This is a genomic window from Nocardia jejuensis NBRC 103114 (genome assembly GCF_001613145.1).
Lineage (GTDB): Bacteria > Actinomycetota > Actinomycetes > Mycobacteriales > Mycobacteriaceae > Nocardia > Nocardia jejuensis.
The window spans coordinates 20,552-47,497 of record NZ_BDBU01000024.1; the positions used below are offsets into that span (position 1 = coordinate 20,552).

Below are 26,946 nucleotides of genomic sequence, written 5' to 3' on the forward strand. Positions count from 1 at the left end.
CCTCAGGCGTGGACGTGACGATTGGCGGGGCGCGGGAGACCGAGACGCTCGCGAAGGGTGGGCGCGGAGCCCTCCGGTGCGGCCTCGGACCGTCCGGTCGCGGCGGGGGCCAATTCGGTCAGATAGGGAAGGACGGCGGTGAGTGCGAGCGGCCGGAGCACCACGCCGTCCGCGACGCCGCCGGTGTGGATCTGCGCGAGAATGCCGCGCAGTTCGTCGGCGGTGCCGATGTGGAATACCGTGCGCGGGGCCTCGGTCGCGATCCATTCCTCGAGCTGCGCCACCTCGGCGGCGGCCTGGTCGACAGTGGCGGCCAGGTGCACATCGATGTCCAGCAGCACCCGAACCTGATCCGGGTCCCGGCCCGCCGTCGTGATCGCGGCCCGCAGCTCACGCCGGACGGCGGCGGCCGTGGTCAGATCCGGTGCGACGATCCGGATCAGGTCGGCGCGCTGCACCGCTGTCCGCGCGCTGTGCGTCTCGGCGGCACGCACGCTCACCAGCGGCTGGCCCTGCGGGGAGCGCGGGGTGATGGACGGGCCCTTCACCGCGAAGTTGTCGCCGGTGAAGTCGATGTAGTGCAGCTTCTCGCGGTCGACGAAGCGTCCGGTCGCGGTATCCCTGATCTCGGCGTCGTCCTCCCAGCTGTCCCAGAGCCGGGTCACCACCTCGATCGCCTCGTCGGCCTCGAACCAGCGGGAATGACTGTCCTGCTCCGCTTTCCGGCCGAACAGCTTCGCCTCAGCGGCGGAGACCCCGACCTCCCAGCCCGCCCGGCCCGCACTCGCGAAATCGAGGCTGGCGATCGCCTTGGACAGGTGGAACGGCTCGGTGTGCGTCACGGTCGCCTGTGGAATCAGTCCGATCCGGCGGGTGAGCGCGGCGACGCGGGCGGTCACGGCCACCGCGTCGAGCCGTCCCCGCGCGCCGACCGGCTGCAGCGCGAAGGAATCGGGCACGAAGGCCAGATCGATGCCCGCGCGGTCCGCGGCCCCCAGCGCGTCCACCCAGTAGTCGGGGCTGAAGAGTTCCTCGGCCCGGGAGTCGGCGCGACGCCAGGACGCCGGGTGCGCCCCGGTGCCGGACAGTTCCAGACCCAGCAGCAGGGGTGTGTTCTTCGCCATCACGCGGTCCTTTCCAGAGGGGCGGATCCGTCGGCGTCCTGCCGACCGGAACTCGCGTCACGAATGCGCGGAGCGGGCACGGCGGACAGGAGATCGCGCGTGTATTCGTTCTGTGGATTCGCGAACAGGTCCGCGGTGCGGGCGGTTTCGACGATCACGCCCTCCCGCATGACGGCGACCCGATCGGCCAGGCGTCGCACGACCGCGAGGTCATGTGAGATGAACAGGTAGGCCAGGTTCAACTCCGAGCGCAATCGCTCGAGCAGTTCGAGGATCTGCGCCTGCACCGAGACGTCCAGCGCGGAGACCGGTTCGTCGAGCACCACCAGTTCCGGCCGCAGGGCGAGCGCACGCGCGATGGCCACCCGCTGCCGCTGTCCGCCGGACAGTTCGGCGGGACGCCGCTGCGCGTACTCGCGCGGCAGGGCGACCTGTTCGAGCAGTTCCCCGACCGACTCCCGGCGCGAGCGCCGATCACCGATCCCGAACGCCTCCAACGGTTCCGAGACGATCCTGCCCACGGTCAGCTTCGGATTCAGCGAGACGTACGGGTTCTGATAGACGACCTGGATCCGCCGCCGCAGCTCCCGCAATCCCGCTCCGCGCAACCGCGTGATGTCCCGGCCGTCGAAGGTGATCGTGCCCGCATCCGGCTCCGCGAGCCGCGCGAGAATCCGTGCCGTGGTCGACTTCCCCGACCCCGACTCCCCCACGACTGCGAGCGTCTCACCCCGCCCCACGCTGAGCGATACCTCGTTCACCGCCGTCAGCGTCACCCCGCGCGCGATGTGAAAGGTCTTGCGCAGACCGGTTACCGACAGCAGCGGATCACCGTCCGATCGCGCCGCCTGCCCCTCGACGTTCCGCGCCCCGACCGCCCGCGAACCTGTGTGGGATGCTGCGGCCTGTGGGGCTGTCGTCTGTGGGACGACCTCCTGCGACACCGCGTCCTGCGGCGCCGAGTCCTGTGCAACCGCAACCCCTGACACCGCGTCCTGCGGAGCCGAGTCCTGGGTGACCGCAACGTGTGATGCTGCGCCCTCCAGGGCCGAATCCTGTGCAACCGCAGCCTGTGACACACCGGCCTGCGGAGTCGAGCCCTGGGCCGCGGCCCGCGAAGCCAGTCCCTCGGAACCTTGGACCACGGACCGAGCCGGTGAACCGTTGTGGCCCTGAGTCTCTCGGCCCGCGTGCGCACGGGCGGCGGCGCCCTCCGCTGCGCGGGGGCGCAACGCGTCGTCGAGGCTCGGGGCCGCCTGAACCAGGCGCCGGGTGTACTCGTGCTGGGGCCGGCCCAGTACCTCTGCGGCCGTTCCGGTTTCGACTATGCGGCCGTGCTGCATGACGACGATGCGGTCGGCGCGCTCGGCGGCGACGGCCAGGTCGTGGGTGATGAGCAGGACCGCGGCGTCCGATTCGCGGGTCCGCTGTTCCAGGTGGTCCAGAATGCGCCGCTGCACGGTGACATCCAGGGCGCTGGTGGGCTCGTCGGCGATCACCAGTTCCGGCCCGCAGGCCAGGGCGATGCCGATCAGCACGCGTTGACGCTGGCCGCCGGACAGGTCCTGGGGATACTGGCGCGCGCGCAGCTCGGGGCGATCGAGTCCGGCCTCCTCGAGGATCCGCACGGCCTCGATGCGCGCGGTGCGCCGATCGGCGCGACCGTGGATGCGCAGCACCTCCGCGACCTGATCCCCGATGCGCAGCACCGGATTCAGCGAGGTTCCGGGGTCCTGAGGCACCAAACCGATACGCGCGCCGCGTATTCCGCGCAGCACCCGCTGCGAGGCGCGCTCGATCCGATCCCCGGCGAAGGTGATCTCACCGCCGGTGATCGCGCCGCCGTTGAGAAGTCCGATCACCGCGTGCGCGAGAGTGGACTTCCCCGAACCGGATTCACCCACCAGCGCGACCGTTTCGCCCCGCCGCACCTGCAGTGACGCCCCGGTCACCGCCGCGGTGATCCCGGTGCTCCCCTGGTACTCGACCCGGAGGTCCTCGATGCTCAGCAGCGCCGCGCCGGCGCTCTCGGGACGCGGCCGCACCGCGCGTTCGGTCCCGTTCTCGATTGTCCGGCTGCTCATCGGGCACCGTCCTTGTTCACCGCACGCGCGATCCGCTGCGTAGCCAGCACGAGCGCGACGATCACCAGACCGGGCAGGGTGGTCAGCCACCACGCCGTGGCCAGGAAGTTCCGGCCCTCGGAAATGAGCGTCCCCCACTCCGGGGTAGGCGGGACCGCGCCGTAGCCGAGGAAGCTCAGCGAGGCGACCGCGAGCACCGAGACACCGAAATCCACCACGACCAGCGCCGCGACCGGACCGTAGGCATTGCGCAGCACATGCCGGAACAGCACCGTGTGCCAGCGCACTCCGGAGGCGAACGCGGCTTCCACGTAGGGCGCCTGCCGCACGCGCAGCACCTCACCGCGCATGACCCGGGCGAACCGCGCGATGAGCGCCAGGCCCACCGCGATGGCCACATTGCGCGTGCCCACTCCGAGCACGGTGATGGTGGCCAGCGACAGCAACAGCTCCGGAATCGAGAGCAGCGTATCCACGATGCGGCTGATCACCGCGTCAACGACGCCCCCGGACATTCCGGAGATCAGGCCGATGAGCGCACCGAAGACCAGACCCAGCAGGACCGCGAACACCGTCGCGGTCAGTGACAGCGCCGCGCCGTGCACCACCCGGGTGTAGAGATCGCGCCCCAGATTGTCGGTGCCGAACCAGTGCTCGGCACTGGGTCCCCGCAGCTTCTGCGCCGGAACACCGACCAGCGGATCCCTGCTCGCGAACAGTGAAGGCGCCAGGCCCCACCCGAGCACGAGCAGCAGCACCGCACCGGCGGCCACCAGAGCGATATTGCTCCGCAACCATTTCCAGCCCGTCCGCCACGCGATCGAGGGCAGCGCGGTGGATTCACGCAGCGCCACTGCCTCAGACATTCGAACTCTCCTCAGGCATCGGAGGACTCCTCATCGGCGTACCAGTAGGCGATACCGGGATCGACGAGCGCATGCGACAGGAACATCACCTTGCGCTGCGACCGGAACTCGCTGCGCCACAGTCCACGCTCGCCGCCGTGCAGCTGGTCCTCGAAGTAGCCGAACACGTCGTCGCCGTATGCCGGGCCGCCGCGGTGGCCCGGGTTCTCCGCAAGGTCATGGCTCCCCGCGAAACCGGCGTCGCCCAACCGGTGCGCGAGAGCCTGTACGCGGCGAATCATGCGCTGCGGCAGCGACAGCGCGGCCCGCGGCGACAACCCGTCAGTCATGGCGGTGCTCCTTTCGAGGGGAGGTGACAACGTGGTCAGGCATGAGCTCGCTCCCTGCCGGTGGAAGCGCGCGCCACGCGCGGGTCCAGGACCGGCTGGACCAGGTCGATCAGCAGGTTCACCGTCACGAACACCAGGGCGGCGAAGGTCACGATGCCCTGCACGACCGGAATGTCCTGGCGCAGCACCGCTTCCTGCGTGAGGCGGCCGATGCCGCCGCGCGAGAACACGGTCTCCACCACGACCGATCCGGCCAGCACGGTGCCCACCCAGAGTCCCGTCACCGTCAGCGCCGCACCGGAAGCCGGACGCAGTACGTGACGCAGCTGCACCCACCAGCGTGACGCGCCCTTGGCGAAGGCGACCTCCACGAACGGCTGTCGCCAGGTATTGGCGAGGCTGGCGTACAGCACCTGCGCGATGACCGCGCCCACCGGTATGGCGAGGGTGACGGCCGGAAGCACGGTGGCGCTGAAACTGGTGCCGCCGAACGCGGGAACCAGCTTCAGCCGGAACGAGAACACCTGCAGCAGAATCAGTCCCACCCAGAAGGTGGGCATGGCCGCGCCGACCGACGGCAGCGCGGTGAGCACCCCGCGCAGCCACGGGCGTTCGGTGTATGCGGCGATCAGGGCCAGCGCCGACCCGCCGAGCACGGCCAGGGTCAGCGCCAGCGAGGCCAGCGCCAGGGTCGAGGGCAGAGCGTCACCGAGCGCGCCGGTGACGGATTGGCCGGTACCGATGGAGTGGCCCAGATCGCCGCGCACCGCATGGGACAGCGCGTTCCAGTACTGCACCCAGATCGGTTGATCGAAACCGTATCTGGCGCGCAGTTCCGCGACGGCCGCCGCGTCCACCGGGGTCCCGGGGGCGGAGTCCGCGGCGATGGCCACCGGATCCGAGGGCAGCGCGAAGAGCACCAGGAACGACAGGGTGAAAGCCGCCCACAGCACTCCCGCCGCCTGCAGGATCCGTCCGATCACGTACCGGCGCACGGGATTACCGCCTGACCCAGGTGTCGTGGAACTGCAGGCGCGCCGAGGCGTCGAAACTCACTCCGGCGACGCCCTTGGCCACGCCGATGGCCTGCGAGAGTTCGATGGTCGGGATCCACAGGCCCTCGTCGAGCACCACGCCCTGGGTGTCGTTGATGATGCGGGTGCGCGCGGCGGCGTCGGTGGTCGCCAGCTCCTGGGTCAGCAGCGTGTCCAGCTTCTCCGACGGGCCGCGGGCATTGAGGTTTCGCCCGTCCACCGCGAAGGTACGCAGGATGTCGCCGTCGGCGCGGCTGGTGTTGTAGTAGATGAAATCGAAGTCCTTGCTGTTCTGCCGGGCGGTGTTCTCCGCCTGCGAGACCGGCTCCAGCTTCAGTTCGAAGCCGAGCGGGCGCAGCTGCTGCTGAATCAATTCGAGGATCGCCTGATTGCCCGCGAACACCGCCGAGAAGACCACATTCGCGGACAGTCGCTGCCCGTCCTTGACGCGGATGCCGTCGCTACCGGGCACCCAGCCGGCATCGTCCAGGATCTTCTTCGAAGCGCTCTGGTCGAACTTCAGGCGCGAGGACAGGTCCACGTACCCGGGGGTGCGCGAGGCCAGCACGCTGGTGGCGGTCTTGAACTGCGGGCCGAGGACGGTGTCCACCAGTTCCTGGCGGTTGATCGCGGTCAGCAGGGCCGCCCGGACCGCGGAATCGCGCAGCGGGCCGCGAGTCACGTTGGGCTGCAGGCCGAACGGGATACCCGGGTTGGCGGTGAACTGCACCTTGCCGCCACCGCCCTCGATCTGCGGGACATCCTGCGGCAGTGCGTCACTGATGGCGTCGAGCTGCCCGGAGGAGAGACTGCCGGTGCGCACGCCCGATTCCGGGACGACCGTGAAGACGATCTTGTCCAGGTAGGCGTCGCCCTTGTTGGCGAACACCGAAGAGCCCCACGTGTATCCGGTGCGCTTGGCCAGCGTGGCGGAGGTGTTCTGCTTCCACTCCGCGTAGGTGAACGGGCCGGTGCCGATGTTGGTGCCGAGGCAGCGGTCATCGGCCGACTTGGTGACGGTGGCCGCGGACTGGATGCCCAGCTGCGGAGTCGAGACCGCCTGCAGGAACTGCGCGTTCGGCGACTTGAAGTCCACCCGCACGGTGCGCGCGTCCACCGCGGTAGCACCGGCGTACCCCGCGAGGTAGGTGGCGCCGTACGGCGACTTCACACTGCCGAGCGCGACGACCGAGTCGAAGTTCTGGCGCACCACGTCCGGGGTGAGCGGGGTGCCGTCACTGAAGGTGACGTTCTCCTTGAGGTGGAAGCTGAAGGACTTCGCGTCCGCGCTGACGAACCAGCTGTCGGCCAGCCACGGCTTCAGCGCCCCGGTCTCCGGATCCTGATCCAGCAGCGAGTCCACCACCTGGCGCACCACGTAGATGGTCTGATTCGCGGTGGACTGCGCCGGGTCCGAGCAGGTCGCGGGCAGCGACAGCCCGTAGCGCAGGGTGCCGCCGGACTGCGGCGGACCGGCGTCGTCGGCACTGCCGCCACTGTCCCCGCCGCACGCGGCGAGGGTGAGGGTGGCGGCCAGCGCACCGGCGATCGCGATGGGGCGCTTGGCGGCCTGGACGATGGAACGATTCACGTGAGATCTCCGGAGGGGTAACGATCGGCTCCGAGCGAACGGCTCGGAATGCGGCGGCGCAGCTCTGGTGCGACCTGGGCCTGGAACAGTTCGAGGCTTTCGCGGTGCTGTTTCTCGGTGCGACCGTCACCGTCGGCGCTGAAGTGGACCACCTCGTGACCGAGCCGCTCGTGGTAGCGGGACAGCTTGTCCAGCACCTGCTGCGGACTGCCGATCAGCGCGGAGGAGCGCGCCACGAAATCCTCCACCGACTCGAACACGATGGGCTGGTTGAACTTTCGCGCCACCGCCTGTCTGGCCTCGAAGATCGGGCGGTAGGCGTCCACCGCGGTCTGCGAATCGGGGGTGATCAGGAAGCCCGCGGTGCCCGCGCCGACCAGCGCCTCGGCCGGATCGTGCCCGTAGGCCGCCCATCGCTCGCGGTAGTGGTCGACCAGTTCCGCGTACGAGTCGATCGGATAGGTGACGTTCGCCGAGAACAGCGGATCACCGTGCTGCGCGGCGTAATCCGCGGATTCGCGGCTGGTGGCGCTGCCGTGCCAGATGCGCAGGCGCGGCTGATGCGGGCGCGGCAGGGCTTTGGCCTCGGTCAGCGACGGCCGGAAACGACCGCTCCAGGTGACGTTCTCGCTGTCCCAGAGCTTGCGGAACAGCTCGTACCCTTCGCGATTGCGGTCCCACTGGTCATCGGTGGTGACGTGGAACAGCTGCGCCTGCGCCGCACCGTTGCCCTTGCCGATGATGAGCTCGAGCCTGCCGTCCGAGAGATTGTCGAGCGTGGAGTAATCCTCGAAGGCCCGCACCGGGTCCAGCAGGCTCAGCGTGGTGACGCCGGTGAACAGCGCGATCCGCTGGGTGAGGGCCGCGATGTGGCTCAGCACCACCGGCGGAGCCGCCGAGATGAACGGATCCTCGTGCCGCTCCCCCACCGCGAACCCGTCGTAGCCGAGTTCCTCTGCCAGACAGGCACTCTCGACCGCACGGCGCAGCCGCTGACGCGCTGTCTCGGTCACGCCGGTGACCGGATCCGGAGTGTGTGTGATCAGCGTGAGCTGGAGAAACTTCACGCCGCTAGCCCTTCCGCTTGGGTAGGCCGGGCGGATTGATCCGGGACTGGGCGACGGTCTCGTCGTTCAGACCCCAGCGCTCGATGACCTGCTGATAGGTGCCGTGATCGATGGCGTACTGAATCGCCTGCTGTACCGCGCCGATCAGGCCGTTGTCCTTCTTGGTCAGGACGCCGATCTCGGCCTGCAGGGCATCGCCCGCACCGGAGATATTGCCGACCACCTTGGTCTGACCGGCGGTGGCCGAGTGGTACTGCGCGGACGGGTTCGGCCCCAGGTAGGCGTCGAGGCGCCCGGAGGACAGGCCGAGGTAGTAGTCGGTGACCTGCTGGAAGTAGACGATGTCGACCTTGGGCAGGCCCTCGGCGACGTTGTCCTGGTCCCACTTCACCAGCAGCTGTTCCTGATTCGTGCCCGCGCTGACGCCGATTCGCTTCCCCGCCAGCACCTTCCGGTCGCCGGTGAAGGTCCAGTTCGCGTCCTTGGGCACCTCGAAGGCGAGATTGTCCAGGCGGTAGGTGGCGAAGTCGAACTTCTCCTTGCGCTCCTCGGTGACCGTCACGTTCGAGATGAACGCGTCCACCTCGCCGGAATCGACCTTCACCGAGTTCTGCGCCCAATCCGCGGTTCGCAGATCGACTTTCAAGCCGAGGATGTCGGCGAACAGGTTCGCGAAGTCCACCTCGGAGCCCACCACGGTGCGATCGTCGGTGGCGTAGGAGCGCAGCGGCGGCGACGATTGCGCCGCACCCGTGACGATGAGCGTCCCGCGATCGCGGATGGCGGCCGGGACCTGCGCCGCGATCGAGTCGACCTTGGCGGCGTGAATACGGCCGGGCTGCTCCGGCGACAGATCATAGGTGTGCCCGTTCGCGGTGCGCACGGTGTCGCCGCCACCGTCGCCATTGCCGCAAGCACTGGCGAACAGGCCGATCACGGCGAGCGCCGCCAGGGCGGTGATCCGTCTACGACGGCTCGACAAAGACATTGGATTTCCTAACTTGGTGTTCGAACGCGTCAGAGCACGTGTGCGAGAAAGGCTTTGGTGCGCGGGTGCTCGGGGGCATCCAGGACCTGCCGCGGCGGGCCCTGCTCGACGATGCGGCCGGCGTCCAGCAGCACCACGGTGTCGGCGACCTCGCGGGCGAAACCGACCTCGTGGGTGACGATGACCAGGGTCGCGCCACCGCTCGCCAGATCGCGGATGACGTCCAGCACCTCGCCGACCAGTTCCGGATCCAGCGCCGAGGTGGGTTCGTCGAACAGCACCACCTCGGGTCGCAGCGCCAGGGCGCGGGCGATCGCGACGCGCTGCTGCTGACCGCCCGAGAGGCGGCGCGGGTACTCGTCGGCCTTGTCCGCCAAGCCCACTCGGGTCAGCAGCTCCAGGGCCTCGGCCTGCGCTTCGGCCTTGGGCCGATGCTGCGACGCGATCGGCGCGAGGGCCACGTTCTCCCGGACCGTGAGATGCGGGAAGAGATTGAAGTTCTGGAACACGAAGCCGATGCGCGAACGCTGCCGCAGGATCTCGCGTTCGGGCAGCTCGTGCAGGCGATCGCCCTTACGGCGGTAGCCGACCAGCTCGCCGCCCACCCGGACCGTGCCCGCATCCACCTTCTCCAGGTGATTGATGGTGCGCAGCAGGGTCGACTTACCGGAGCCGGACGGGCCCAGGATCACGGTGACCTCGCCGGAGCGGACCGAAAGATCCACTCCGCCCAGCACCTCCTGCGCGCCGAAAGACTTTCTGATGCCACGCAATTCGACCGCGTACTCGCTCATCGTGCGGCCGCCTTCCGCTGAATTCCGGCGAAGGACGCGCGCACCCGTTGCCACGGGGTGAGCGGCAGTTCGCGCACGCTGCCCTTCGCGTAGTGCCGTTCGATGTAGTACTGCACGATGCTCAGCGCGGTGGTGAGCACGATGTACCAGACCGTCGCGACCATGAGCAGCGGCACCACCCGGCCGTTGCGGCCGAAGATCACCTGCACCTGGTAGAACAACTCCGCGATCGCCATCGTCGAGACGATCGAGGTGCCCTTGAACAGGCTGATCACCTCGTTCGCGGCGTTCGGCAGGATGCCGCGCATGGCCTGGGGCGCGATGATCGTGAAGAACTGGCGACGCCACGGCAGACCGAGCGATTTGGCCGCCTCCCACTGCCCCTGATCCACCGAGATGATGCCGGCGCGAATGATTTCCGCCGAGTACGCGGCCTGATGCAGCGCCAGGCCGATGACGGCGGCGGTGAAGCCGCTCAGCACATTGTTCGTGTCGAAGTGCACGAACTCCGGGCCGAACGGAATGCCCAGGGACACCGTCTTGTACAGGTACGCCAGGTTGAACCAGAACAGCAGCTGCACGATCAGCGGGATCGATCGGAACGCCCAGATGTAGATCCAGGAAATGACCTGCAGCACAGGGTTCTTGGACAGACGGCCGATGGCGAGCCAGATGCCGATGAAGAAGCCCAGCAGAGTTCCCCACAGGGTCAGCTCCAGGGTCACCTTCAGCGCGGCCAGCACCGAGGAGGCCGTGATGTACTGCCCGAAGGTGGACCAGTCCCAGCCCGGATTGGTGATCAGGCCGTGCGCGAACTGTGCGACCAGGATCAGCGCGATCGCGCCCGTCACCCACCGCCACGGGTGGCGGGTGCGGGCGACCGGCAATGCGGAGTCGTCGTCTTCGGGCTCGGTCGCCGCCGATCGCTCGGGCGGTTCCGCCCGAGTACCGGTGGATGCGGCCAGGGTGCTCATGGATTCTTCCTCCATCGGTCCTGGCGGGAAGCACCCGACACCTACGTTCAGGGGGTTGCTGCGACGTCTGCGAGCCAGGTCTCTCGATCGCTCTGGATGGTGAAGACGACGATACGAAGCGGCGTGGTCCGTGTCGCCGGTCATGCTCATCGTGAATTCAATTGCGGTGTGCGGGAATACGCAGGGCCCCGGGTATACGACGAACCCGCCCGGAAGCGGCGGACCGGGCGGGTTCGAGGTGTCCCCCGGCGAGCCGGGCGTTCAAGGGATCAGCGCGGCTGATCAGCTGGCGATATGGCGGGAGTCCGGAGCCCCGAAAGCCCGGAACGCACTGCGATGGAACACGAGCGGTTCGGTATCGGGATGGGTGCTCAACCGATGCACGCGCAGCAGCACCACCGCGTGATCGCCGGCCGGAACCTGCTCGTACACGGACGCTTCCAACCACGCCGAGGCCCCGCCGATGAACGCCGCGTTCCCGTCACCGGTGTGCAGATCCACGTTCCGGAACCGATCCCCGCTACGGGAACTCAGGTTCCGCGCGGCCTCCTCCTGCTCGCTCCCGAGCAGACTCAGCCCGATCAAACTCGCCTGCTCCAGCCGCGGCCACGTCTCCGAGGAGTACTGCACGCAGATCGACACCAGCGGTGGATCCAGCGACACCGGAACGAACGTGCTCACCACCAGCCCGTGCGGCTTTCCGCCGATCTGCGCGCACACCGCCACCACTCCGGACGGAAAGTGGCCGAACGTCTTGCGCAAATCGTGCCCGTCCACAGACTCCAGCGCCGTCGCCGCGCCGCGGATCACCGTGAGCTCACCCATAACAGCCCCTTCCGATCCCCGGCACCGACACCGGGCTCCTTCCAGGACAACACTCGCGCCCCTCCCACAACAGATTTCGACTCACCCTGAGCCTTAACACCCCTGCCGAAGCCGCAGACGACGAAACCCGCCCGGTGGGACTACCGGGCGGGTTCGTGAGGTTCGGGCCGAGGCTACTTGGCCGGGGCCACGAAGGGCTGGTTGATGGTGGTGAAGTACTGAACGGCGGCCAGAATGGCTACGGGGGCGGTGACGAAGATCTGGCCCGCGAGGGTGCCGAGGAATCCGACGGCCGCAGCGCCACCGAGGCAGCCGACGATCGGGCCGGCGCCGAACAGGGCAGCCAGCGGAGCGGTCGCGACGCCCGCGAGGCCGAAGCCGATGACGCAACCGACTGCCGCGCCGCCGATGCCGCCGACCACGGTGCCGATGGTGGCGCCCAGGGCGACGGTGTCCTTCAGGCGGTTCCAGGCGGCCTGTTCACGGTCGTACTCGCTCTTCCAGGGGGCCTGGTTCTCGTACGGCAGGGCAACCGGCTTGTAGGTCGCGTGCGCCTCGTCGATCTGCGGGGTCAGGGTCGCGGTGCGATCGGAGATCTCCGCCGCGATCGGGAAGACGAAATCGTCGACCCGGAGACTCAATTCGGTGCCCGCGACCGTGGTGCCGTCGGCGGCCTTCACCTTGAATACACCGTCCTCGACCACCATGGAACCGGCATCGGTTCGAATGATCGCCTGGGTCTCGGTGTTCTCGGCGGTGTAATTGATAACGCCCGCATCGGAATTCGGGGCCGCGTTCACGGTCCCGGCGGTAACTCCGAGCGTGGCGGAAACCAGTGCCGCTACAGCGGCGAACTTCTTCATCTTCACTTCGACTGCTCCCTCATCTCTCATGCAGTGCGGCCGCAATAATCGAGCAAAAGGGAAGCAGGCGGGAGTCTTGAAATCCGGCTGATTTCAACAAGTGACAGCGAGGACCCCCGTCCGGCGCATGGCGGACGGAGGTCGCTGTTCCGCGAATATCGCGGTATTTACTTGGCAGCCACGAAAGGCTGGTTGATCGTGATGAAGTAGTTCGCCGCGGCCATGATCGCGACCGGGGCCGTGATGAAAAGCTGGCCCGCGAGGGTGCCCAGGAAACCGACCGCCGCGATACCCGCGACGCAACCGGCGATTCCGCCCGGCAGAGCGCCGAACATCAGCGACAGCGCGCCGGTCAGTGTCGCGCCGAGGGCAGCGCCCGCGACACATCCCAGAGCCGCACCGGACAGACCGCCCACCAGGGTCGCGACGGTGGCGCCCATCGAGATGGTGTCCACCATGCGCTTCCAGGCGGCCTGTTCGCGGTCGTACTCCGACTTGAACGGCGCAACGTTCTCGAACGGCAGGTTGACCGGCTTGTAGACGGCCTTGTTCATGTCCAGCTCGGGGGTCAGGATCGCGGTGTGATCCTTGATCTCGGCCGCGATCGGGAAGACGAAATCGTCGACCTGAACCTTGAGCTCGGTGCCGGCAACGGTGGTGCCGTTGGCGGCCTTGATCTTGAAGATTCCATCCTCGACGACCATCGAACCGGCATCGGTGTTGATGATGGTGTTGGTCGGGGTGTTGGTGGAGGTGTAGTTGATCACGCCGGCGTCGGCGGCCTCGGGAGCCGCTCCCGCGGTTCCGGACGCGACACCAAGGGCAGCGATCAACAGTGCCGCGGTCGCGGCGAATTTCTTCGACAGCATCGTGTTCAGATTCCTCATCAGGTTCTTCCGCAGGGTGGAACCCGAGAATCGAATCCTGACCGCACGAACGAAAGGTGGCCCGCGGGCGCCTCGCCGATGAACATCTGCGAGGGCTCCGCGGGCCACCTTCGAATTCGTGGTGCGCCTGGAATTACTTGGCCGGCTGGATCGACGGCTGGTTGATCGTGGAGAAGTACTGCACAGCGGCGAGGATCGCGACCGGAGCGGTCACGAAGACCTGGCCCGCCACGGTGCCGAGGAAACCGACCGCCGCCGCGCCACCGAGGCATCCGGCGATCGGACCGGCGCCGAACAGCGCGGCCAGCGGAGCGGTCGCGACACCCGCGAGACCGAAGCCGATGACGCAGCCCAGGGCCGCGCCGCCGATACCACCGACCAGGGTGCCGATGGTCGCACCCGCGGAGATGGTGCTGGTCAGACGGGACCAGGCCGCGACCTCACGGTCGTAGTCGTTCTTCCAGGGAGCCTGGTTCTCGTAAGGCAGCGCCACCGGCTTGTAGACCGCGTGCGCCTCGTCGAACTGCGGGGTCAGGATCGCGGTGTGATCGGAGATCTCCGCCGCGATCGGGAAGACGAAATCGTCCAGCCGGAAGTTCAATTCGGTGCCCGCGACAGTGGTGCCGTTGGCCGCCTTGACCTTGAACACACCGTCCTCGACCACCAGCGAACCCGCATCGGTAGTGACGATGGCGTTCTTCTCGGTAATGGTGTTGGTGTAGTTGATGACTCCGTCATCAGCTGTGACCGGAGCGGCGTTGACTGTGCCCGTCGCCGCGCCGAGCGCCGTGATCACCAGTGCCGCAACCCCGGCGAACTTCCTCATCTTCATTTGGTACTGCTTCCTCGCCGCTGTAGAACAAACCCGAACGCGGCAAAGCATTAAGCAAATCCACAGCTTGTTGGAGGTTAAAAACCAGCTTGATCCGATAGGGGCCCGTTCGGGGGGGTCACTTGGATTTGGCCGCGGCCTTTGCCTGCTTCTTGAATTCCCTTACCTGAGCGAGGGATTCGGCGTCCGTCACGTCGGCCACCGAGCGGCGGGAATCGACTTCGCCGTAGGCGCCGGCCGCCTCGCGCCAGCCTTTCGCCTCGATGCCCTCCTGTTTGCCCAGCAGCGCCAGAAAGATCCGGGCCTTCTGATCACCGAAGCCGGGCAGGGCCTTGAGACGCTTCAGGAGTTCCTTGCCGTCGGGGTCGCCGGAGGTCCACAGGGCGGAGGTGTCGCCGTCGTAATTATCGATGATGAAGTGGGCGAGTTCCTGCACCCGGCGTCCCATGGAACGTCCGTAACGGTGGATGGCCGGCGGAGTGGCCGCCAGCTCTTCGAATTCCTGGGGATCCGCGGCCGCGATCTTGCGGATATCGAACCCGCCCATGCGGTCGGCGATCTTCTGCGGCCCTCGGAACGCATGCTCCATCGGGAACTGCTGATCCAGGGCCATGCCGACCAGCAGGGCGAAATCGTCCGTGGAAAGGAGCGCGTCGGCGTCGGGATCCTGCGCAATACACACTGTGCGGCTCACCATGGACAGATCATCCCATCCGCCCCTGTCCCAGGTGACGCGGGTCACGCGGCGGCGCGCAAAAGACTAGGCTCGGCCGCATGCCCGACATCATGGCTAATTCTTCAGTGGGATCTTCGCCGCAATCCGGCGTCTCTTCGCGGGAGCGCAGCGCAGGCGCATCGGACAGCGCCGGACTGCGACCGGACCGTTTCGACCGCGACGGCCAGGACCAACTGGTCGACGTGCACGATCTGCAGGCGGCGCTACCCGGAATCCGCAGGCTCCGCACCTGGGCGCACGACGCGCTCGCGGTGCGACCCGGCGAGAGCGCCGTCGACATCGGCTCCGGAACCGGCTCGGAGGCACTGGTCTTCGCCGACGCCGTGGGACCGAGCGGCACCGCGGTCGGCGTCGAACCCGACCCCGGTCTGCTGGCCGCCGCGGAACGTCGCGCCCAGCAGCACCACTCCACCGCGAAATTCGTCTCCGGCGACGCCTACGGGCTGCCGTTCGGCAGCGACACCTTCGACGCGGCGCTGTGCGAGCGCGTCTTCCAGCATCTGACCGGTCCCGCCCGCGCGGCCGGGGAGATCGCACGCGTACTCAAGCCGGGCGGCCGGGTGGTCGTCATGGACAGCGACTGGGGCACCGCCATCGTGCATCCGGGCGATCGGCACGTCGTGCACGAGGTCATCGAGACCATGATCGCCGGAACCACCAACCCCTTCGCCGGACGACGCCTCGCCGGACAGCTGACGGCCGCCGGGCTGGTCGTGGACGACATCGGCTCGCACGCGCTGGTACAGGACACCGGCGTGGGCGCGGGAGCGCTCGTGACCCGCATCGCGGAGATGGCGGTGGCACGCGGGGCGATCACCGAGCAGCAGCGCGATCAGTTGCTCGCCGATCTGGCCGCCGGTGCCGCGAGCGGTGACGCGCACCTGTCGGTGACCATCTTCGCCGTCTCCGCGCACAAGCCCGCCTGATACTCGAAACGAAAAGGCGCGCACCGTGATCCGGTGCGCGCCTTCATCGTTCGAGACGACCTACGACTGGGTCTCCAGCACCTTCTCGGTGGCGGCCAGCAGCACGCACGTCGCCACCCCGTCCATCGACTTCTCCAGATCCGACAGCGACGGGAAGCTCGGCGCGATGCGAATGTTCTTGTCCTCCACGTCTTTCCCGTACGGGTAGGACGAACCGGCCGGAGTGAGGGCGATACCCGCCTCCTTGGCCAGAGCCACCACCCGGGCAGCGGTGCCCTCCAGCACATCCAGGCTGATGAAGTACCCGCCCTTGGGTTCGGTCCAGGACGCCACCTTCGAGGCGCCCAGGCGATCCTCGAGGATCTTCAGCACCAGCTTGAACTTGGGCTCCAGGATTTCGCGATGCTTCTGCATGTGTGCGCGCACGCCCGCGGCGTCCTTGAAGAAGCGCAGGTGCCGCAGCTGGTTCACCTTGTCCGGGCCGATGCTCTTCTTGCCCGCATGGCTCAGGTACCACTCCAGGTTGGCGGTGGAGCCGCCGAAGAAGCTCACCCCCGAACCCGCGAAGGTGATCTTCGAGGTGGAGGCGAAAACGTAGGGGCGGTTGGGGTTTCCGGCCGCCGCGGCCATGCCCAGCACGTCCAGGACCGGATCCGCGTCGTCGACCAGGGGGTGCACCGCGTAGGCGTTGTCCCAGAAGAGCCGGAAGTCCGGCGCCGCCGTCGGCATCGAAACCAGTTCGCGCGTAACGGCTTCGGAGAAGGTGACGCCGGTCGGGTTGGAGTAGTTGGGCACCGCCCACAGACCCTTGATCGCCGGATCCGAGGCCACCAGTTCGGCGATGGCGTGCACGTCCGGGCCGTCGTGGCCCATGGGGATCGGGATCATCTCGAAGCCGAGGGCCTGCGTGATCGCGAAGTGACGGTCGTAACCCGGTGCGGGACAGAGGAACTTGAGCACCGGCTCGTCCACCCAGCGGCGCTCGGAATCGGGGTTCCCGTACAGCATGGAGAACACGATCACGTCGTGCATCAGCTCCAGGCTGGCATTGTTGCCGGCCAGCAGGTTCGAGACCGGGATGCCGAGCAGTTCACCGAAGATGGCGCGCAACTCCGGAAGACCGTGCAGGCCGCCGTAATTGCGGGTGTCGGTGCCGTTGGCATCGCGATAGTCGTCATTGCCCGGCAGCGACAGCAGCTCCAGCGACAGGTCCAGCTGCTCGGGCGCGGGCTTACCGCGCGTGATGTCCAGCGTGAGCTTCTCGGTCTTGAGCTTCGCGTAGTTCGCGGTCTGCGTTTCGTGTTCCGACACGAGCTCCGCATGGCTCATCAAACCGATCTGCGTTTGCCGAGGCATCCTGACAGCCTTTCCAGGGCGAGGGGAATCTGGTGCGGACCGCGCGTACGCGGCCCGACCGCCCACGTTACTAGGGGGCTGAGCTGAATTGTCAGGTATATACGGGACCGAACCCCCGTGAAATTGAAGGGGACCCAGCGCACCCGGCAGAGCCCGTTGACCCTTGCTGCCTTCCGGCCCTGGGGGAGTTCACAGGATGCGCGCCGCGCTGGATCCGTCGGCCAGTGTAGCGGCTCACGGATGCTCGCGTCGCGCCGGGTCGTTACGATCTGTCCGGACTGCGGGGGAACCCGCTCAGTACGGAGGGGAAAACCACAAGTGACGAGCGCGAATCCAGGATCGGGCGGCCAACAGGATCCCGAACAGCATCAGGAAACCGCACAGTGGTGGGCCACCGCGCCGACCGGCGGCGAGCCCTCGGCGCCGCTCACCGGCACCGACCCGACCATGATGAACTACGGCGCGGCCACGACGCCGCCGTACCAGCCTCCCGCACAGCCCATTCCGCCCGCACCGCAGCAGTACTCCGCACCGCAGCAGCAGTATTCCGCGCCGCAGCAGCAGTACTCGGCGCCGCAGCAGCAGTACTCCGGGCCCCAACCGCAGTACTCCGCGCCGCAGCAACAGCAGTTCTCCGCACCGCAGCCGCAGTTCGCCCCGCAGCAGCAGTTCGCCACTCCCCCGCCCAACGGCGGCGGCTACGGCTATCCGACTCCGCCGCCGCCCGGAGGCGGCGGCAGCAAGACCGGCTGGATCGTGGGCGGCGCGATCGGCCTCGTCGTACTGGTCGGCATCGGCATCGGCGTGCTCGCACTGACCGGCAAGGACAAGTCGGTCAACCCGTTCGGTGACGACAAGAAGAACAGCGCCGACGGCAAGTACTCGATGAGCGGCATCACGAACGCGTGCAGCATCGTCGATCCCACGGTGCTGACCAAGTGGGCCACCAACTCCAAGGGCACCCCGGAGCACTCCGAGACCCAGCCCACCGACTATTCGGGTGGCCGGATGGATTGCAAGGCCGGCTACGAAAAGCAGAGTCCGACCGACAAATACACCACCGACACCGCCGACCTCACCCTCGACGTCGACTTCCTGAGCGGCTCCTCCAGCGCCTACAACCGCCCCAGCTACGACACCTGGAAGCAGTTCGACACCGGCACCACCGGCAGCGGCCGCGCCTCCGGAGACGTCGCTGGACTCGGCACCGAGGCGTACTGGGCCTCGCAGACCGACAACTACACCTACTGGACCACGATCGACTACACCGTCGCCGCCAAGGACGACAACGCCTCGGTCAAGGTGAACCTGCGCATCCGCCTCGGCCAGGGCGAGAACCTGAGCAAGGACGAGGTCGCCCAGGTCGCCAAGCAGCAGGCCCAGCAGGCACTCGACGGGCTGAAGAAGAAGTAGCGGACGGGCCTAGGAAGAAGTAGCGCAAATCCCCCAGAACCGTCCTCCGACCACCCCGTTTGGTGAGTTCGGGGGGTCAGCCGGTATATTGCTCCACGGAGGATTCGCCTAGTGGCCTATGGCGCTCGCCTGGAACGCGGGTTGGGTTAACGCCCTCAGGGGTTCAAATCCCCTATCCTCCGCTCACGAAGGCCCCGGCCGGACTCAGTCCGAGCCGGGGCCTTCGTCATTCCCGCATCCGGGCATCAGCCGTGACGCACTCGACAATCCGCGCCCGGTCGTGACCGATGTCGAATACGCGCGCGCACGTGATGTTCGCGACCTCCACCGCTGCTCGACCGATCGGGCTCTCGGTCAATCGGGCGAGCCGGACCGCAGCGCGACGGCGACCTCTCCAACGGCCTCCTCCAGCAGTGCGGCATAGGCGTCGAGGTCCGGGAGGGTGGCCGGGTCGGCGTGCAGGGAGAGGGTGATGGTGTCGCCCAGGCCGTGGATGCCGTGCGTGAGATGCATGACCGCGCCCAGGGCGGGGAAGCCCGCGGTGAAGCGGACCGGGCCGCCGCCGAAGCTCAGGTCGGCGGGGCCGCGGTGCACGCTGGAGACCACGGTGTGGCCCGAGAGTTGTTCGGGGAGGGCGTGCACGGGGAAGTGGGTGACGTCGCGGTGCAGGATCGGGGCGGGGATGGCATCGGTGGCGCGGGACTGGGCGCGCTGAAGCGGGTGTTGTGCGCGCGTGCGGGCCGAGGCCAGGGCGGCTGCGATCGCGGCGGCCCGATCGGGGATGGACGGTATGTCGGCGGACAGGTCGATGGAGAGGTCGCGGTAGGTGTTGCGCTCGGGGCCCGGCGCGGTGGCGGCCATGGGGACCTGGGCGCGCAGCGAGTCGGCGGGGGCGTCGTGGCGGGCCAGATAGCGTTGCAGGGCAAGGGAAATCGCGGTCAGGGCCGTCGTCGTGACGGTGTGGCCGGGGGTGCGCAGGCGGTCCGCGTCGCAGACGATCATGCGAACGGCGTGGGTGGACGGGTCCGATCCGTCGCCGTTCAGGAGGTTGGGCGGCACGCCCGGAGCGGGCGGCGGCAGCTCCCCCGCCTGCGTCAGCGCCGCCAGTTCGCGGCGGGCTCGTTCGGCGTTCAGGCCGCGTATGACGGTGCGGGCCATGGCGATCGGGAATCGCAGAAGTGCGTTCGCAACAGCTGTGAGGACGACGGCATCTTCGCCACGTTTCTCGCGCCCAGCACCGTCGAGGACGTAATCGGTTGTGCCCGAACCGAAGAGCGCTCGGGCGAGGGCCGAGGCGCGGCGGCCGTCGGCGAGGGCGTGCGAGAGCTGCAGGACCGCGATGAGAGCGGGCTCGCCGGAGGCGAATCCCGGTGCGTCGCGAACGTCGCGGAATACGTGCAGTCGCCACGGGCGCTCGTTCGCGCGGACGCCGGTGGCGAGCAGCGCACCCAGGGCGTCCCGCACGGCGGACCAGGTCGGATCGGGAAGCGAATGGACGACGAACTGGGTGTCGGCGAATTCGCAAGGCACCCATATCGGATACGCAATGTTTGCAGGGGTGTCCAGCACGCGCGTCAGCAAATCCGGAATTCCGGCGACCCGGGTGTGAACGACTCGGCGCAACGCGGCATCGGACTCACCGGCATCGGCGAAGGCGTAGAGCAGGAAGAGATCGTTGCGGGTTCGCGCGGACAACCAGTACATGGTGGCGTCCCGCGGCGCCAGAGAATTCACCGGACGACCATAGCGAAACGCTGTACTGACCGGTCACTCCGGGTGCTACCGTGTGTAGTAGAAGCCTTTCAGAACTCTCCCGGGGGCGGGGTGACAGCAATGGCAACTCCACACCGAACTGCCGGACGTCTGGCAGTACAGGCCGATTCGGCGGATGAGCGGTATCGCGCGGCGCCATTCCTCAAAAGATCCATCAACAAGGTGTTTCCGACGCACTGGTCTTTCCTGCTCGGAGAAATCGCGCTCTACAGCTTCATCATTCTGCTGCTGTCCGGCGTGTATTTGACCTTGTTCTTCGACCCGTCGATGACCGAAGTCCGCTACAACGGGTCCTTTCAACCACTTCGCGGCGTGACCATGTCCCGCGCCTACGAAAGCGCGCTCGACATCTCCTTCGACGTGCGCGGCGGCCTCTTCGTGCGCCAGGTGCACCACTGGGCCGCACTCTTGTTCTCCGCGTCCATGATCATCCATCTGTGCCGCGTCTTCTTCACCGGAGCGTTCCGCAAACCACGCGAGGCCAACTGGGTGATCGGCGCGATCCTGTTGATACTGGCCATGTTCGAGGGATTCTTCGGCTACTCGCTGCCGGACGATCTGCTCTCGGGCACCGGGCTGCGGGCCGCGTTCTCCGGAATCACCATGGGCTCCCCCATCATCGGGACGTGGCTGAACTGGCTGATGTTCGGCGGGGACTTCCCCGGGACCATCATCATTCCGCGGCTGTACATCGCGCATGTGCTGCTGATACCCGGAATCATGCTGGCGCTCATCGGCGCTCACATCGCGCTGGTCTGGTACCAGAAGCACACCCAGTACCCCGGCCCCGGCCGAACCGAACGCAATGTGGTCGGCACCCGCATCGTGCCGGTGTTCTCGCTGGATCAGGGCGCGTTCTTCGCCTTCACGCTCGGCATCCTGGCGATCATGGGCGGCCTGCTGCAGATCAATCCGATCTGGAACCTGGGTCCCTACAACCCCTCTCAGGTCTCCGCGGGCACCCAGCCGGACTTCTACATGATGTGGACCGACGGCTTCCTGCGCCTGTTCCCGGCCTGGGAGATCTACATCTTCGGGCACACCATTCCCGGATCGTTCTCCGTCGCATTGATGATGCCGCTGATATTCACACTGCTCATCGCGTACCCGTGGATCGAGAAGCGGCTGACCGGCGACCGCGAGGTCAGGCACAACCTGCTGCAGCGACCACGAGATGTGCCGGTGCGCACCGCGATCGGGGCCATGGCGCTGAGCTTCTACCTGGTGCTCACCCTGGCCTGTGTCAACGACATCATCGCGCTGCAATTCCACATCTCGCTCAACGCGACGACCTGGATATTCCGGATAGGACTGCTCCTGCTGCCGCCGCTGGCCTACTTCATCGCCTACCGGCTGTGTCTGGGCCTGCAACGCGGCGACCGCGCGATCCTCGAGCACGGGATCGAAACCGGTGTGGTCAGACGGCTTCCACACGGTGAGTACATCGAAATCCATCAGCCGCTCGGGCCCGTCGACGAGCACGGGCACCCGATTCCGCTGGAGTATCAGGGCGCTCGGGTGCCACGCAAGATGAACGAGCTGGGCATCGCCGGCCGACCCGGCAGCGGGAGTTTCTTCCGCGCCGATCCACCGGCCGAGATCGAGACGAACCGGGTCAACGACCACGCGGCGGAGCATCAGCAGCTGGCCGTGCTGCGACGGGTGCAGGAGGTCGAGTCCGGGAACGGGCATCACAGGTAGAAGATCGCCGCGCTCTGCACGGCGCTGCGCCTAGAACAGCGAAAAGCCCCGAGTCCTCTGCGACCCGGGGCTCCTGTTCCCTGTTCAGACTGAGCCGTGCTCAGGCCCTCCTGAACTCCCCGTCGGATACGCCCGAGAGGAACGCATCCCACTCACCCGGGGTGAAAGCCAAAGCCGGTCCACGGCCGTCGTCCTTACTGTCGCGAACGCCTACGTTTCCGTCTCCGAGAAACGCGACCTCCACGCAGTTGCCGTTGGGGCCGCTGTGTTTGCTCTTGCGCCAAACGGCGCTGGACCAATCCACCTTCACGGTTCTAGCTCCTTTGCTGCGTCAAGCACGAAACATTGCTGGCATCGATCTTGGCGACTCTGAGATCCTGCGGATTCGCAGAGCCACTTGTGCTCCTACGGCTGCACGCAACCTCCCCGTACAACCCTCTTTCTGCACTTCACGATGGGAATGCACCCCCGATGGCGTTTCCCGCGCTCGAGAGTAGCAGGGTTCGTCATTAGGAGATCGCATTCTTTCGTTTTCAACCAGCAAATTTAGGGCAAGGTTAGCCAGCAAATCATTTGCAGAAAAATAGCGGAGGACTTAATAACACTCGAACTGAAAGTCGCAAAATTGTTGTCGGTGCATTAGCGGACCTTCGGGCAAACTGCCGATTCGGGGCCCGCGAGCGCGTCCGGGATCATGGACCCATGGCCGATGACGCGCAGGACAACCCCGAACGCGACCGCGACGATGTCGGACGTGCCCGAAATGCCCGACCGCGTGACCGTTTCGGGCGACCTCTTCCGGCGGGTAGTACCGGCATCCCACGGATACCGGACGACCTCGAGCTTTCCGCTCCCGAGACGCTCGAGTACGCCCAACGCCTGCTCGACGAGGGTCTCGCGTTCAACGCACACGAGGTGCTCGAGGCCGCGTGGAAGAACGGCCCATTCGCGGAGAAGTCGCTGTGGCAGGGCCTCGCACAGTACGCCGTTGGCCTGACCCACATTCAACGTGGAAATCCGAAGGGCGCTCGCACGCTTCTCACGCGCGCGACGCTGCGTCTCACCGAGTACGGCCCGCCGCCGCACCACATCGATTCCGCCGGTTTGGTGAGTCGCGCCGAAGCGCTGCTCACCGCGATCGACCAGGGGAAATCCATCGCCGAGGAGGAACTTCGGCCCCGACTCACAACTTCACACTGACCGCGCAGACGCACTGTCCGCGCACACGCACGATGCGAAGCGACGCAATCGCAACAACGCACGACACCCTGCGAAGGGTGCGAACACGCGCGGAGAGCCGGGCCTGCGACTCGCCGCCTAGCATGGGCTGACGTGTCCCCCGGCAAACTTCGCACCTCCCCCGCGGCGCCGACGGTCGCGACCGCCGCCGAACCGTCCCCGGCCGCGCGAGCGAGTGGATACGGGCGCTTCGCGCCCAGCCCGTCCGGAGATCTGCACCTGGGGAATCTGCGCACCGCGCTGCTCGCCTGGTTGTTCGCGCGATCGACCGGCCGCGGTTTCCTCATGCGGATCGAGGACCTCGATCGCGTCAAGGCCGGATCGGCCGAACGCCAGCTGGAGGACCTCGCGGCCATCGGACTGAACTGGGATCCGCCGGTGGTCCGCCAATCCGAGCGTTCGCCGCTGTACGAAGCCGCCATCGACCGGCTGACCGCCGCCGGACTCACCTATGAATGCTTCTGCACGCGAAAGGAAATTCAACAGGCGGTGACCGCGCCGCACGGACCGATGGGCGCGTACCCCGGAACCTGCCGCGATCTCACCGACACCGAGCGGGCCCAGCGGCGGACCCAGGGCCGGCCCGCAGCGCTGCGCCTGCGCGCGGGCGTCACCGAATTCGAGATCACCGACGAGCTGCACGGCCTCTACCGGGGCGCGGTCGACGATCTGGTGCTGCGCCGCGGCGACGGTACCCCCGCATACAACCTGGCAGTGGTCGTGGACGACGCCGATCAGCACATCGATCAGGTGGTACGCGGCGACGACCTGCTCTCTTCCACACCGCGCCAGGCGTATCTGGCAACTCTGCTCGGCGTCGCGGTGCCGAATTACGCGCACGTACCGCTGGTGCTCAATACCGCCGGTCAACGCCTGGCAAAACGTGACGGCGCGGTCACCCTGCGCGATCGACTGGCACTCGGGGAAACTCGAGAAGACGTGGTGGGGCTGCTTGCCGCATCATTGGGTTATCGAGGCGCAAACTCGAGCAGTGGGTTACTCGAGCAATTCCAACCGGAAAACCTTCCCCGAGAACCCTGGACACTCGACCCGAACGGCTTGAGGCAACCCAGTACGTGTCCGTAACGTACGCACTCGACCAGAGACCCGAACCAGAATTCTAACGAGGACGGCGACACAATGACGAGCGGTGGGTACGACCCCAACCAGTATCCGCAGGGCGGGCAGCCGTACGGTCAGCAGCCGTACCCGCAGGGCCAACCGTACGGGCAGCAGCCGCAGCAGCCCTACGGTCAGTCCGACCCCTACGGCCAGCAGCCGCAGCAGCCGTACGGCCAGCAGCCCGATCCCTACGGGCAGCAGCAGCCGGGCTACGGCCAGCAGCAGCCCTCCGATCCTTACGGCCAGCAGCCGCAGTTCGGGCAGCAGTCCGACCCGTACGGCCAGCAGCAGCCGTACGGCCAGCAGCCGGGCTACGGGCAGCAGCCCTACGGCCAGCAGCCGCAGTTCCCGGGCCAGCAGGGTTACGGCGCACCGGGATTCGGTGGTGCGGTACCGGGTGATCTGTGGATCCGCTTCGCGGCCCGCATCATCGACGGGCTGATCATCGGCATCCCCGGCGGCATCATCTACGCGCTGCTGCCCGGCAAGCTCGGCTGGGTCTGGGAAGTCCTGCTGCCGGTCATCATGTTCGGATACTTCATCCTGATGGAGACGTCTCAGGGCACGACCTTCGGTAAGAAGCTGCTCGGCCTGCGCGTCCTCGCGCCCGGCGGTGCCCCGAGCATCGACCCGGCCACATCGGCCAAGCGCAATCTGTTCGTGATCATCCAGCTGATCCCGTGCCTCGGCTGGCTGATCGGCATCGGCGCGCAGATCTACATCGCGGTCACCATCGAGCAGGACCCGAACAAGCAGGGTTGGCACGACAAGTTCGCGGGCGGCACGCAGGTCGTCAAGGGCTGAAAGCCTTCGACCGGCGAATGTGATCCGCCGGGCAAGAACACAGCGGGTGCGCATCCATTCGGATGCGCACCCGCTTGTTCGTTTCGCGTCGGGTTCGACTCAGAAGTCGGAGCTGCCCAGGAAGGCCGCGCCGATGAAGATCCACATCAGCACGCCCAGCGCCAAACCGGCCGCACCGACCCAGATACCGCCCTGCGCGAGGCCGCGGCCTTCCTGACCACTGGTCTTCACCTGATTGTTCGCGATCACGCCGAGCACCAGGCCGACCAGCGAACCGATCGGAAGGAAGCAGAAGAACAGGGTGGTCAAGCCCAGGATCGACACGATCAGCGAGGCGATGGCCATGCCGTTGGTGCCCGTCGACGGCTGCTGATAGCCGTAGGGCTGGTAACCCGGATAGCCGTAGCCCGGAGCCGGAGCGCCCGGCTGCTGATATCCACCGCCCGGCTGCGGGTACCCGCCGGCGGGCTGCTGCGCGAAGCCGCCCGAAGGCTGCCCGAAACCGCCCGAGGGCTGCTGCGGATATCCGCCCGGCGCGGACTGCTGGTATCCGCCCGGGGCCTGCTGCGGGTATCCGCCCGATGGATTCGCCTGCGGCGGAGGGTAACTCGGATACGGCGACTGCGGCGGCGGTGTCATCGCCGACTTGTCGAGATTCGGAGCGGAGGAATAGCCGGCCGGAGGCGGCACCGGTTGCTGCGGCGTCGAGGGTGTGGCGTCGGGCGACACGCCCTCACCGCCGTACTGCTTCCACCACTCGTCGGAACCGCCGGAATTCGTCATTCGCTCAGCCTAGGGCACCCCACCAGCCCATAACCATCCATGACTCCGGGGATACTTTTCGGGTGAGCGATACGAAAACGGTCGATTCGGACCGATCTGGACACCCCGCGCCCGAGCACGCAGCATTCGCTACGGCCGCGGGGGGCTACTACACACCGGTCGTGGCACTGTTCACGGCAGTACTGATCATCTCGAACATCTGCGCCACCAAGGGCGTCCAATTCTTCGGCGACCAGTCCTTCAAGCTGGGGCCGCTGGAACTGCTGCCGATCACCACCGACGGCGCCTGGTTCCTGTTCCCCCTGGCCTACATCATCGGCGACGTGCTCAGCGAGGTGTACGGCTTCAAGGCCGCCCGCCGGGCCATCTACATGGGCTTCGCCATCCTGCTGCTGATGACCGGCTGTTTCGCCATCGCCATCGGCCTGCCCGCCGCCGGGTTCTACGAGAACCAGGAGGCGTTCCACACCGTCCTGGGTTCCACCCCGCAGCTGGTGCTGGCCGGACTGTGCGGCTACTTCGTCGGCGAGATGCTGAACTCCGCGACCCTGGTCGCCATCAAGGAGCGCACCCGGGAGAAGCACCTGTGGGCGCGGCTCATCGGCTCCACCGTGGTCGGCGAATTCGGTGACACGCTGATCTTCTGCTCGATCGCGGCCACCGCCATCGGCATCGACTCGTGGGGTCAGTTCATCAACTATGTGATCGTGGGCTTCGTCTGGAAGACGCTGGCCGAGATCATCGTGCTGCCGATCACCTATCGCGTGATCGCCTTCCTGAAGAAGCACGAACCGAGCTACCAGCCGCTGGGCGTTCCGGCGCTCGAGAGTTGAGA

General features: G+C 67.2%; 26 protein-coding genes, 1 tRNA gene, 1 other RNA gene and 1 riboswitch. Of the genes, 8 read left to right on the forward strand and 20 right to left on the reverse strand.

Features of this window, described 5'->3' with window-relative positions; all coding sequences use genetic code 11:
• Positions 1–2: 2 nt before the first annotated feature.
• The 15 genes from NJ1_RS19205 to NJ1_RS19275 all read right to left on the reverse strand — a co-directional run bounded on the left by NJ1_RS19205 (position 3) and on the right by NJ1_RS19275 (position 14,952).
• Complete coding sequence (locus tag NJ1_RS19205; protein ID WP_067696166.1) at positions 3–1,124, reverse strand: LLM class flavin-dependent oxidoreductase; 1,122 nt, start codon at positions 1,122–1,124, stop codon at positions 3–5.
• Positions 1,124–3,208, reverse strand: a complete 2,085-nt coding sequence (locus NJ1_RS19210) for a dipeptide ABC transporter ATP-binding protein (RefSeq protein WP_067696169.1) — start codon at positions 3,206–3,208, stop codon at positions 1,124–1,126. The genes NJ1_RS19205 and NJ1_RS19210 overlap by 1 nt, the downstream gene beginning before the upstream one ends.
• On the reverse strand, positions 3,205–4,074 hold the full coding sequence (locus tag NJ1_RS19215) for an ABC transporter permease (protein WP_084478506.1): 870 nt from the start codon (positions 4,072–4,074) through the stop codon (positions 3,205–3,207). Before NJ1_RS19215 ends, NJ1_RS19210 begins: the two co-directional genes overlap by 4 nt.
• 11 nt (positions 4,075–4,085) lie before the next feature.
• The gene (locus NJ1_RS19220) at positions 4,086–4,403 is read right to left on the reverse strand and encodes a hypothetical protein (RefSeq protein WP_067696172.1); all 318 of its coding nucleotides are present in this window, start codon (positions 4,401–4,403) and stop codon (positions 4,086–4,088) included.
• A gap of 35 nt (positions 4,404–4,438) precedes the next feature.
• Positions 4,439–5,398, reverse strand: a complete 960-nt coding sequence (locus tag NJ1_RS19225; protein WP_067696175.1) for an ABC transporter permease — start codon at positions 5,396–5,398, stop codon at positions 4,439–4,441.
• A 4-nt stretch (positions 5,399–5,402) separates the two neighbouring features.
• On the reverse strand, positions 5,403–7,028 hold the full coding sequence (locus NJ1_RS19230) for an ABC transporter substrate-binding protein (protein ID WP_067696178.1): 1,626 nt from the start codon (positions 7,026–7,028) through the stop codon (positions 5,403–5,405).
• Complete coding sequence (locus tag NJ1_RS19235) at positions 7,025–8,095, reverse strand: LLM class flavin-dependent oxidoreductase (RefSeq protein WP_067696181.1); 1,071 nt, start codon at positions 8,093–8,095, stop codon at positions 7,025–7,027. The genes NJ1_RS19230 and NJ1_RS19235 overlap by 4 nt, the downstream gene beginning before the upstream one ends.
• A gap of 4 nt (positions 8,096–8,099) precedes the next feature.
• Positions 8,100–9,083, reverse strand: coding sequence for an ABC transporter substrate-binding protein (locus tag NJ1_RS19240; protein WP_067696182.1), 984 nt, complete (start codon positions 9,081–9,083; stop codon positions 8,100–8,102).
• A 29-nt stretch (positions 9,084–9,112) separates the two neighbouring features.
• On the reverse strand, positions 9,113–9,877 hold the full coding sequence (locus NJ1_RS19245; protein WP_067696186.1) for an amino acid ABC transporter ATP-binding protein: 765 nt from the start codon (positions 9,875–9,877) through the stop codon (positions 9,113–9,115).
• Complete coding sequence (locus tag NJ1_RS19250) at positions 9,874–10,851, reverse strand: amino acid ABC transporter permease (protein WP_067696189.1); 978 nt, start codon at positions 10,849–10,851, stop codon at positions 9,874–9,876. The genes NJ1_RS19245 and NJ1_RS19250 overlap by 4 nt, the downstream gene beginning before the upstream one ends.
• A gap of 8 nt (positions 10,852–10,859) precedes the next feature.
• A riboswitch (SAM riboswitch) is annotated at positions 10,860–10,954 on the reverse strand.
• A gap of 179 nt (positions 10,955–11,133) precedes the next feature.
• The gene (locus NJ1_RS19255) at positions 11,134–11,676 is read right to left on the reverse strand and encodes a flavin reductase family protein (protein WP_067696197.1); all 543 of its coding nucleotides are present in this window, start codon (positions 11,674–11,676) and stop codon (positions 11,134–11,136) included.
• Positions 11,677–11,849: 173 nt separating this feature from the next.
• Entirely contained in the window at positions 11,850–12,545 is a 696-nt protein-coding gene (locus NJ1_RS19260) for a DUF8020 domain-containing protein (RefSeq protein ID WP_067696199.1), read from the reverse strand.
• Positions 12,546–12,706: 161 nt separating this feature from the next.
• Positions 12,707–13,408 carry a DUF8020 domain-containing protein gene (locus tag NJ1_RS19265; protein WP_067696717.1) on the reverse strand — a complete coding sequence of 234 codons (702 nt, stop codon included), beginning with the start codon at positions 13,406–13,408 and terminating at the stop codon, positions 12,707–12,709.
• A 151-nt stretch (positions 13,409–13,559) separates the two neighbouring features.
• Positions 13,560–14,258: a DUF8020 domain-containing protein gene (locus NJ1_RS19270; protein ID WP_067696202.1), complete on the reverse strand. Its 699-nt coding sequence runs from the start codon at positions 14,256–14,258 to the stop codon at positions 13,560–13,562.
• 118 nt (positions 14,259–14,376) lie between these two features.
• Positions 14,377–14,952 carry an HhH-GPD-type base excision DNA repair protein gene (locus NJ1_RS19275; protein WP_067696720.1) on the reverse strand — a complete coding sequence of 192 codons (576 nt, stop codon included), beginning with the start codon at positions 14,950–14,952 and terminating at the stop codon, positions 14,377–14,379.
• 92 nt (positions 14,953–15,044) lie between these two features.
• Between NJ1_RS19275 and NJ1_RS19280 the strand changes: the two genes are divergently transcribed.
• Positions 15,045–15,920, forward strand: a complete 876-nt coding sequence (locus NJ1_RS19280; protein WP_084478547.1) for a methyltransferase domain-containing protein — start codon at positions 15,045–15,047, stop codon at positions 15,918–15,920.
• 60 nt (positions 15,921–15,980) lie between these two features.
• Here NJ1_RS19280 and NJ1_RS19285 read toward each other — a convergent pair whose 3' ends face one another.
• Positions 15,981–17,276: an aspartate aminotransferase type Ic gene (locus NJ1_RS19285; RefSeq protein WP_067696206.1), complete on the reverse strand. Its 1,296-nt coding sequence runs from the start codon at positions 17,274–17,276 to the stop codon at positions 15,981–15,983.
• Between the two features lie 124 nt (positions 17,277–17,400).
• Positions 17,401–17,495: signal recognition particle sRNA small type (gene ffs, locus NJ1_RS19290), an RNA gene on the reverse strand.
• A gap of 99 nt (positions 17,496–17,594) precedes the next feature.
• Here ffs and NJ1_RS40850 point away from each other — a divergent pair.
• Both NJ1_RS40850 and NJ1_RS19300 read left to right on the forward strand, forming a co-directional pair.
• Entirely contained in the window at positions 17,595–18,689 is a 1,095-nt protein-coding gene (locus tag NJ1_RS40850; protein WP_067696208.1) for a hypothetical protein, read from the forward strand.
• Positions 18,690–18,786: 97 nt separating this feature from the next.
• Positions 18,787–18,871: transfer RNA gene (locus NJ1_RS19300), tRNA-Ser, on the forward strand.
• A 172-nt stretch (positions 18,872–19,043) separates the two neighbouring features.
• On the opposite strand, the gene NJ1_RS19305 is transcribed toward NJ1_RS19300, so the two are convergent.
• On the reverse strand, positions 19,044–20,423 hold the full coding sequence (locus NJ1_RS19305; RefSeq protein ID WP_084478507.1) for a WS/DGAT domain-containing protein: 1,380 nt from the start codon (positions 20,421–20,423) through the stop codon (positions 19,044–19,046).
• A gap of 99 nt (positions 20,424–20,522) precedes the next feature.
• Between NJ1_RS19305 and qcrB the strand changes: the two genes are divergently transcribed.
• The gene (gene qcrB, locus NJ1_RS19310) at positions 20,523–22,163 is read left to right on the forward strand and encodes a cytochrome bc1 complex cytochrome b subunit (protein ID WP_067696210.1); all 1,641 of its coding nucleotides are present in this window, start codon (positions 20,523–20,525) and stop codon (positions 22,161–22,163) included.
• Between the two features lie 100 nt (positions 22,164–22,263).
• On the opposite strand, the gene NJ1_RS38250 is transcribed toward qcrB, so the two are convergent.
• The gene (locus NJ1_RS38250; protein ID WP_084478508.1) at positions 22,264–22,473 is read right to left on the reverse strand and encodes a DUF397 domain-containing protein; all 210 of its coding nucleotides are present in this window, start codon (positions 22,471–22,473) and stop codon (positions 22,264–22,266) included.
• 392 nt (positions 22,474–22,865) lie between these two features.
• Between NJ1_RS38250 and NJ1_RS19315 the strand changes: the two genes are divergently transcribed.
• From NJ1_RS19315 to NJ1_RS19325, 3 genes are all read left to right on the forward strand, one after another.
• Positions 22,866–23,363 (forward strand): DUF309 domain-containing protein, encoded by a 498-nt coding sequence (locus NJ1_RS19315; RefSeq protein WP_067696214.1) that lies wholly within the window; start codon positions 22,866–22,868, stop codon positions 23,361–23,363.
• Positions 23,364–23,495: 132 nt separating this feature from the next.
• Entirely contained in the window at positions 23,496–24,488 is a 993-nt protein-coding gene (gluQRS, locus tag NJ1_RS19320) for a tRNA glutamyl-Q(34) synthetase GluQRS (RefSeq protein ID WP_084478509.1), read from the forward strand.
• A gap of 54 nt (positions 24,489–24,542) precedes the next feature.
• Positions 24,543–25,328: an RDD family protein gene (locus tag NJ1_RS19325; RefSeq protein ID WP_067696215.1), complete on the forward strand. Its 786-nt coding sequence runs from the start codon at positions 24,543–24,545 to the stop codon at positions 25,326–25,328.
• A gap of 99 nt (positions 25,329–25,427) precedes the next feature.
• Here the strand turns inward: NJ1_RS19325 and NJ1_RS19330 are convergent, their stop codons facing one another.
• The gene (locus NJ1_RS19330; protein WP_067696217.1) at positions 25,428–26,111 is read right to left on the reverse strand and encodes a DUF4190 domain-containing protein; all 684 of its coding nucleotides are present in this window, start codon (positions 26,109–26,111) and stop codon (positions 25,428–25,430) included.
• A 62-nt stretch (positions 26,112–26,173) separates the two neighbouring features.
• Here NJ1_RS19330 and NJ1_RS19335 point away from each other — a divergent pair, with 62 nt between their 5' ends.
• Positions 26,174–26,944, forward strand: coding sequence for a queuosine precursor transporter (locus tag NJ1_RS19335; protein ID WP_067696219.1), 771 nt, complete (start codon positions 26,174–26,176; stop codon positions 26,942–26,944).
• The last annotated feature ends 2 nt before the right edge of the window (positions 26,945–26,946 follow it).

Bases quoted from the DNA above. Each gene is read 5' to 3' on its own strand.
- NJ1_RS19205 (WP_067696166.1), bottom strand. From the start codon at position 1,124: ATGGCGAAGAACACACCCCTGCTGCTGGGTCTGGAACTGTCCGGCACC.
- NJ1_RS19280 (WP_084478547.1), top strand. From the start codon at position 15,045: ATGGCTAATTCTTCAGTGGGATCTTCGCCGCAATCCGGCGTCTCTTCG.
- NJ1_RS19255 (WP_067696197.1), bottom strand. From the start codon at position 11,676: ATGGGTGAGCTCACGGTGATCCGCGGCGCGGCGACGGCGCTGGAGTCT.
- NJ1_RS19315 (WP_067696214.1), top strand. From the start codon at position 22,866: ATGGCCGATGACGCGCAGGACAACCCCGAACGCGACCGCGACGATGTC.
- NJ1_RS19325 (WP_067696215.1), top strand. From the start codon at position 24,543: ATGACGAGCGGTGGGTACGACCCCAACCAGTATCCGCAGGGCGGGCAG.
- NJ1_RS19250 (WP_067696189.1), bottom strand. From the start codon at position 10,851: ATGAGCACCCTGGCCGCATCCACCGGTACTCGGGCGGAACCGCCCGAG.
- NJ1_RS19210 (WP_067696169.1), bottom strand. From the start codon at position 3,208: ATGAGCAGCCGGACAATCGAGAACGGGACCGAACGCGCGGTGCGGCCG.
- NJ1_RS19330 (WP_067696217.1), bottom strand. From the start codon at position 26,111: ATGACGAATTCCGGCGGTTCCGACGAGTGGTGGAAGCAGTACGGCGGT.
- NJ1_RS19245 (WP_067696186.1), bottom strand. From the start codon at position 9,877: ATGAGCGAGTACGCGGTCGAATTGCGTGGCATCAGAAAGTCTTTCGGC.
- NJ1_RS19215 (WP_084478506.1), bottom strand. From the start codon at position 4,074: ATGTCTGAGGCAGTGGCGCTGCGTGAATCCACCGCGCTGCCCTCGATC.
- NJ1_RS19265 (WP_067696717.1), bottom strand. From the start codon at position 13,408: ATGCTGTCGAAGAAATTCGCCGCGACCGCGGCACTGTTGATCGCTGCC.
- NJ1_RS19270 (WP_067696202.1), bottom strand. From the start codon at position 14,258: ATGAAGATGAGGAAGTTCGCCGGGGTTGCGGCACTGGTGATCACGGCG.
- qcrB (WP_067696210.1), top strand. From the start codon at position 20,523: ATGGCAACTCCACACCGAACTGCCGGACGTCTGGCAGTACAGGCCGAT.
- NJ1_RS19285 (WP_067696206.1), bottom strand. From the start codon at position 17,276: ATGCCTCGGCAAACGCAGATCGGTTTGATGAGCCATGCGGAGCTCGTG.
- NJ1_RS19240 (WP_067696182.1), bottom strand. From the start codon at position 9,083: ATGTCTTTGTCGAGCCGTCGTAGACGGATCACCGCCCTGGCGGCGCTC.
- NJ1_RS19220 (WP_067696172.1), bottom strand. From the start codon at position 4,403: ATGACTGACGGGTTGTCGCCGCGGGCCGCGCTGTCGCTGCCGCAGCGC.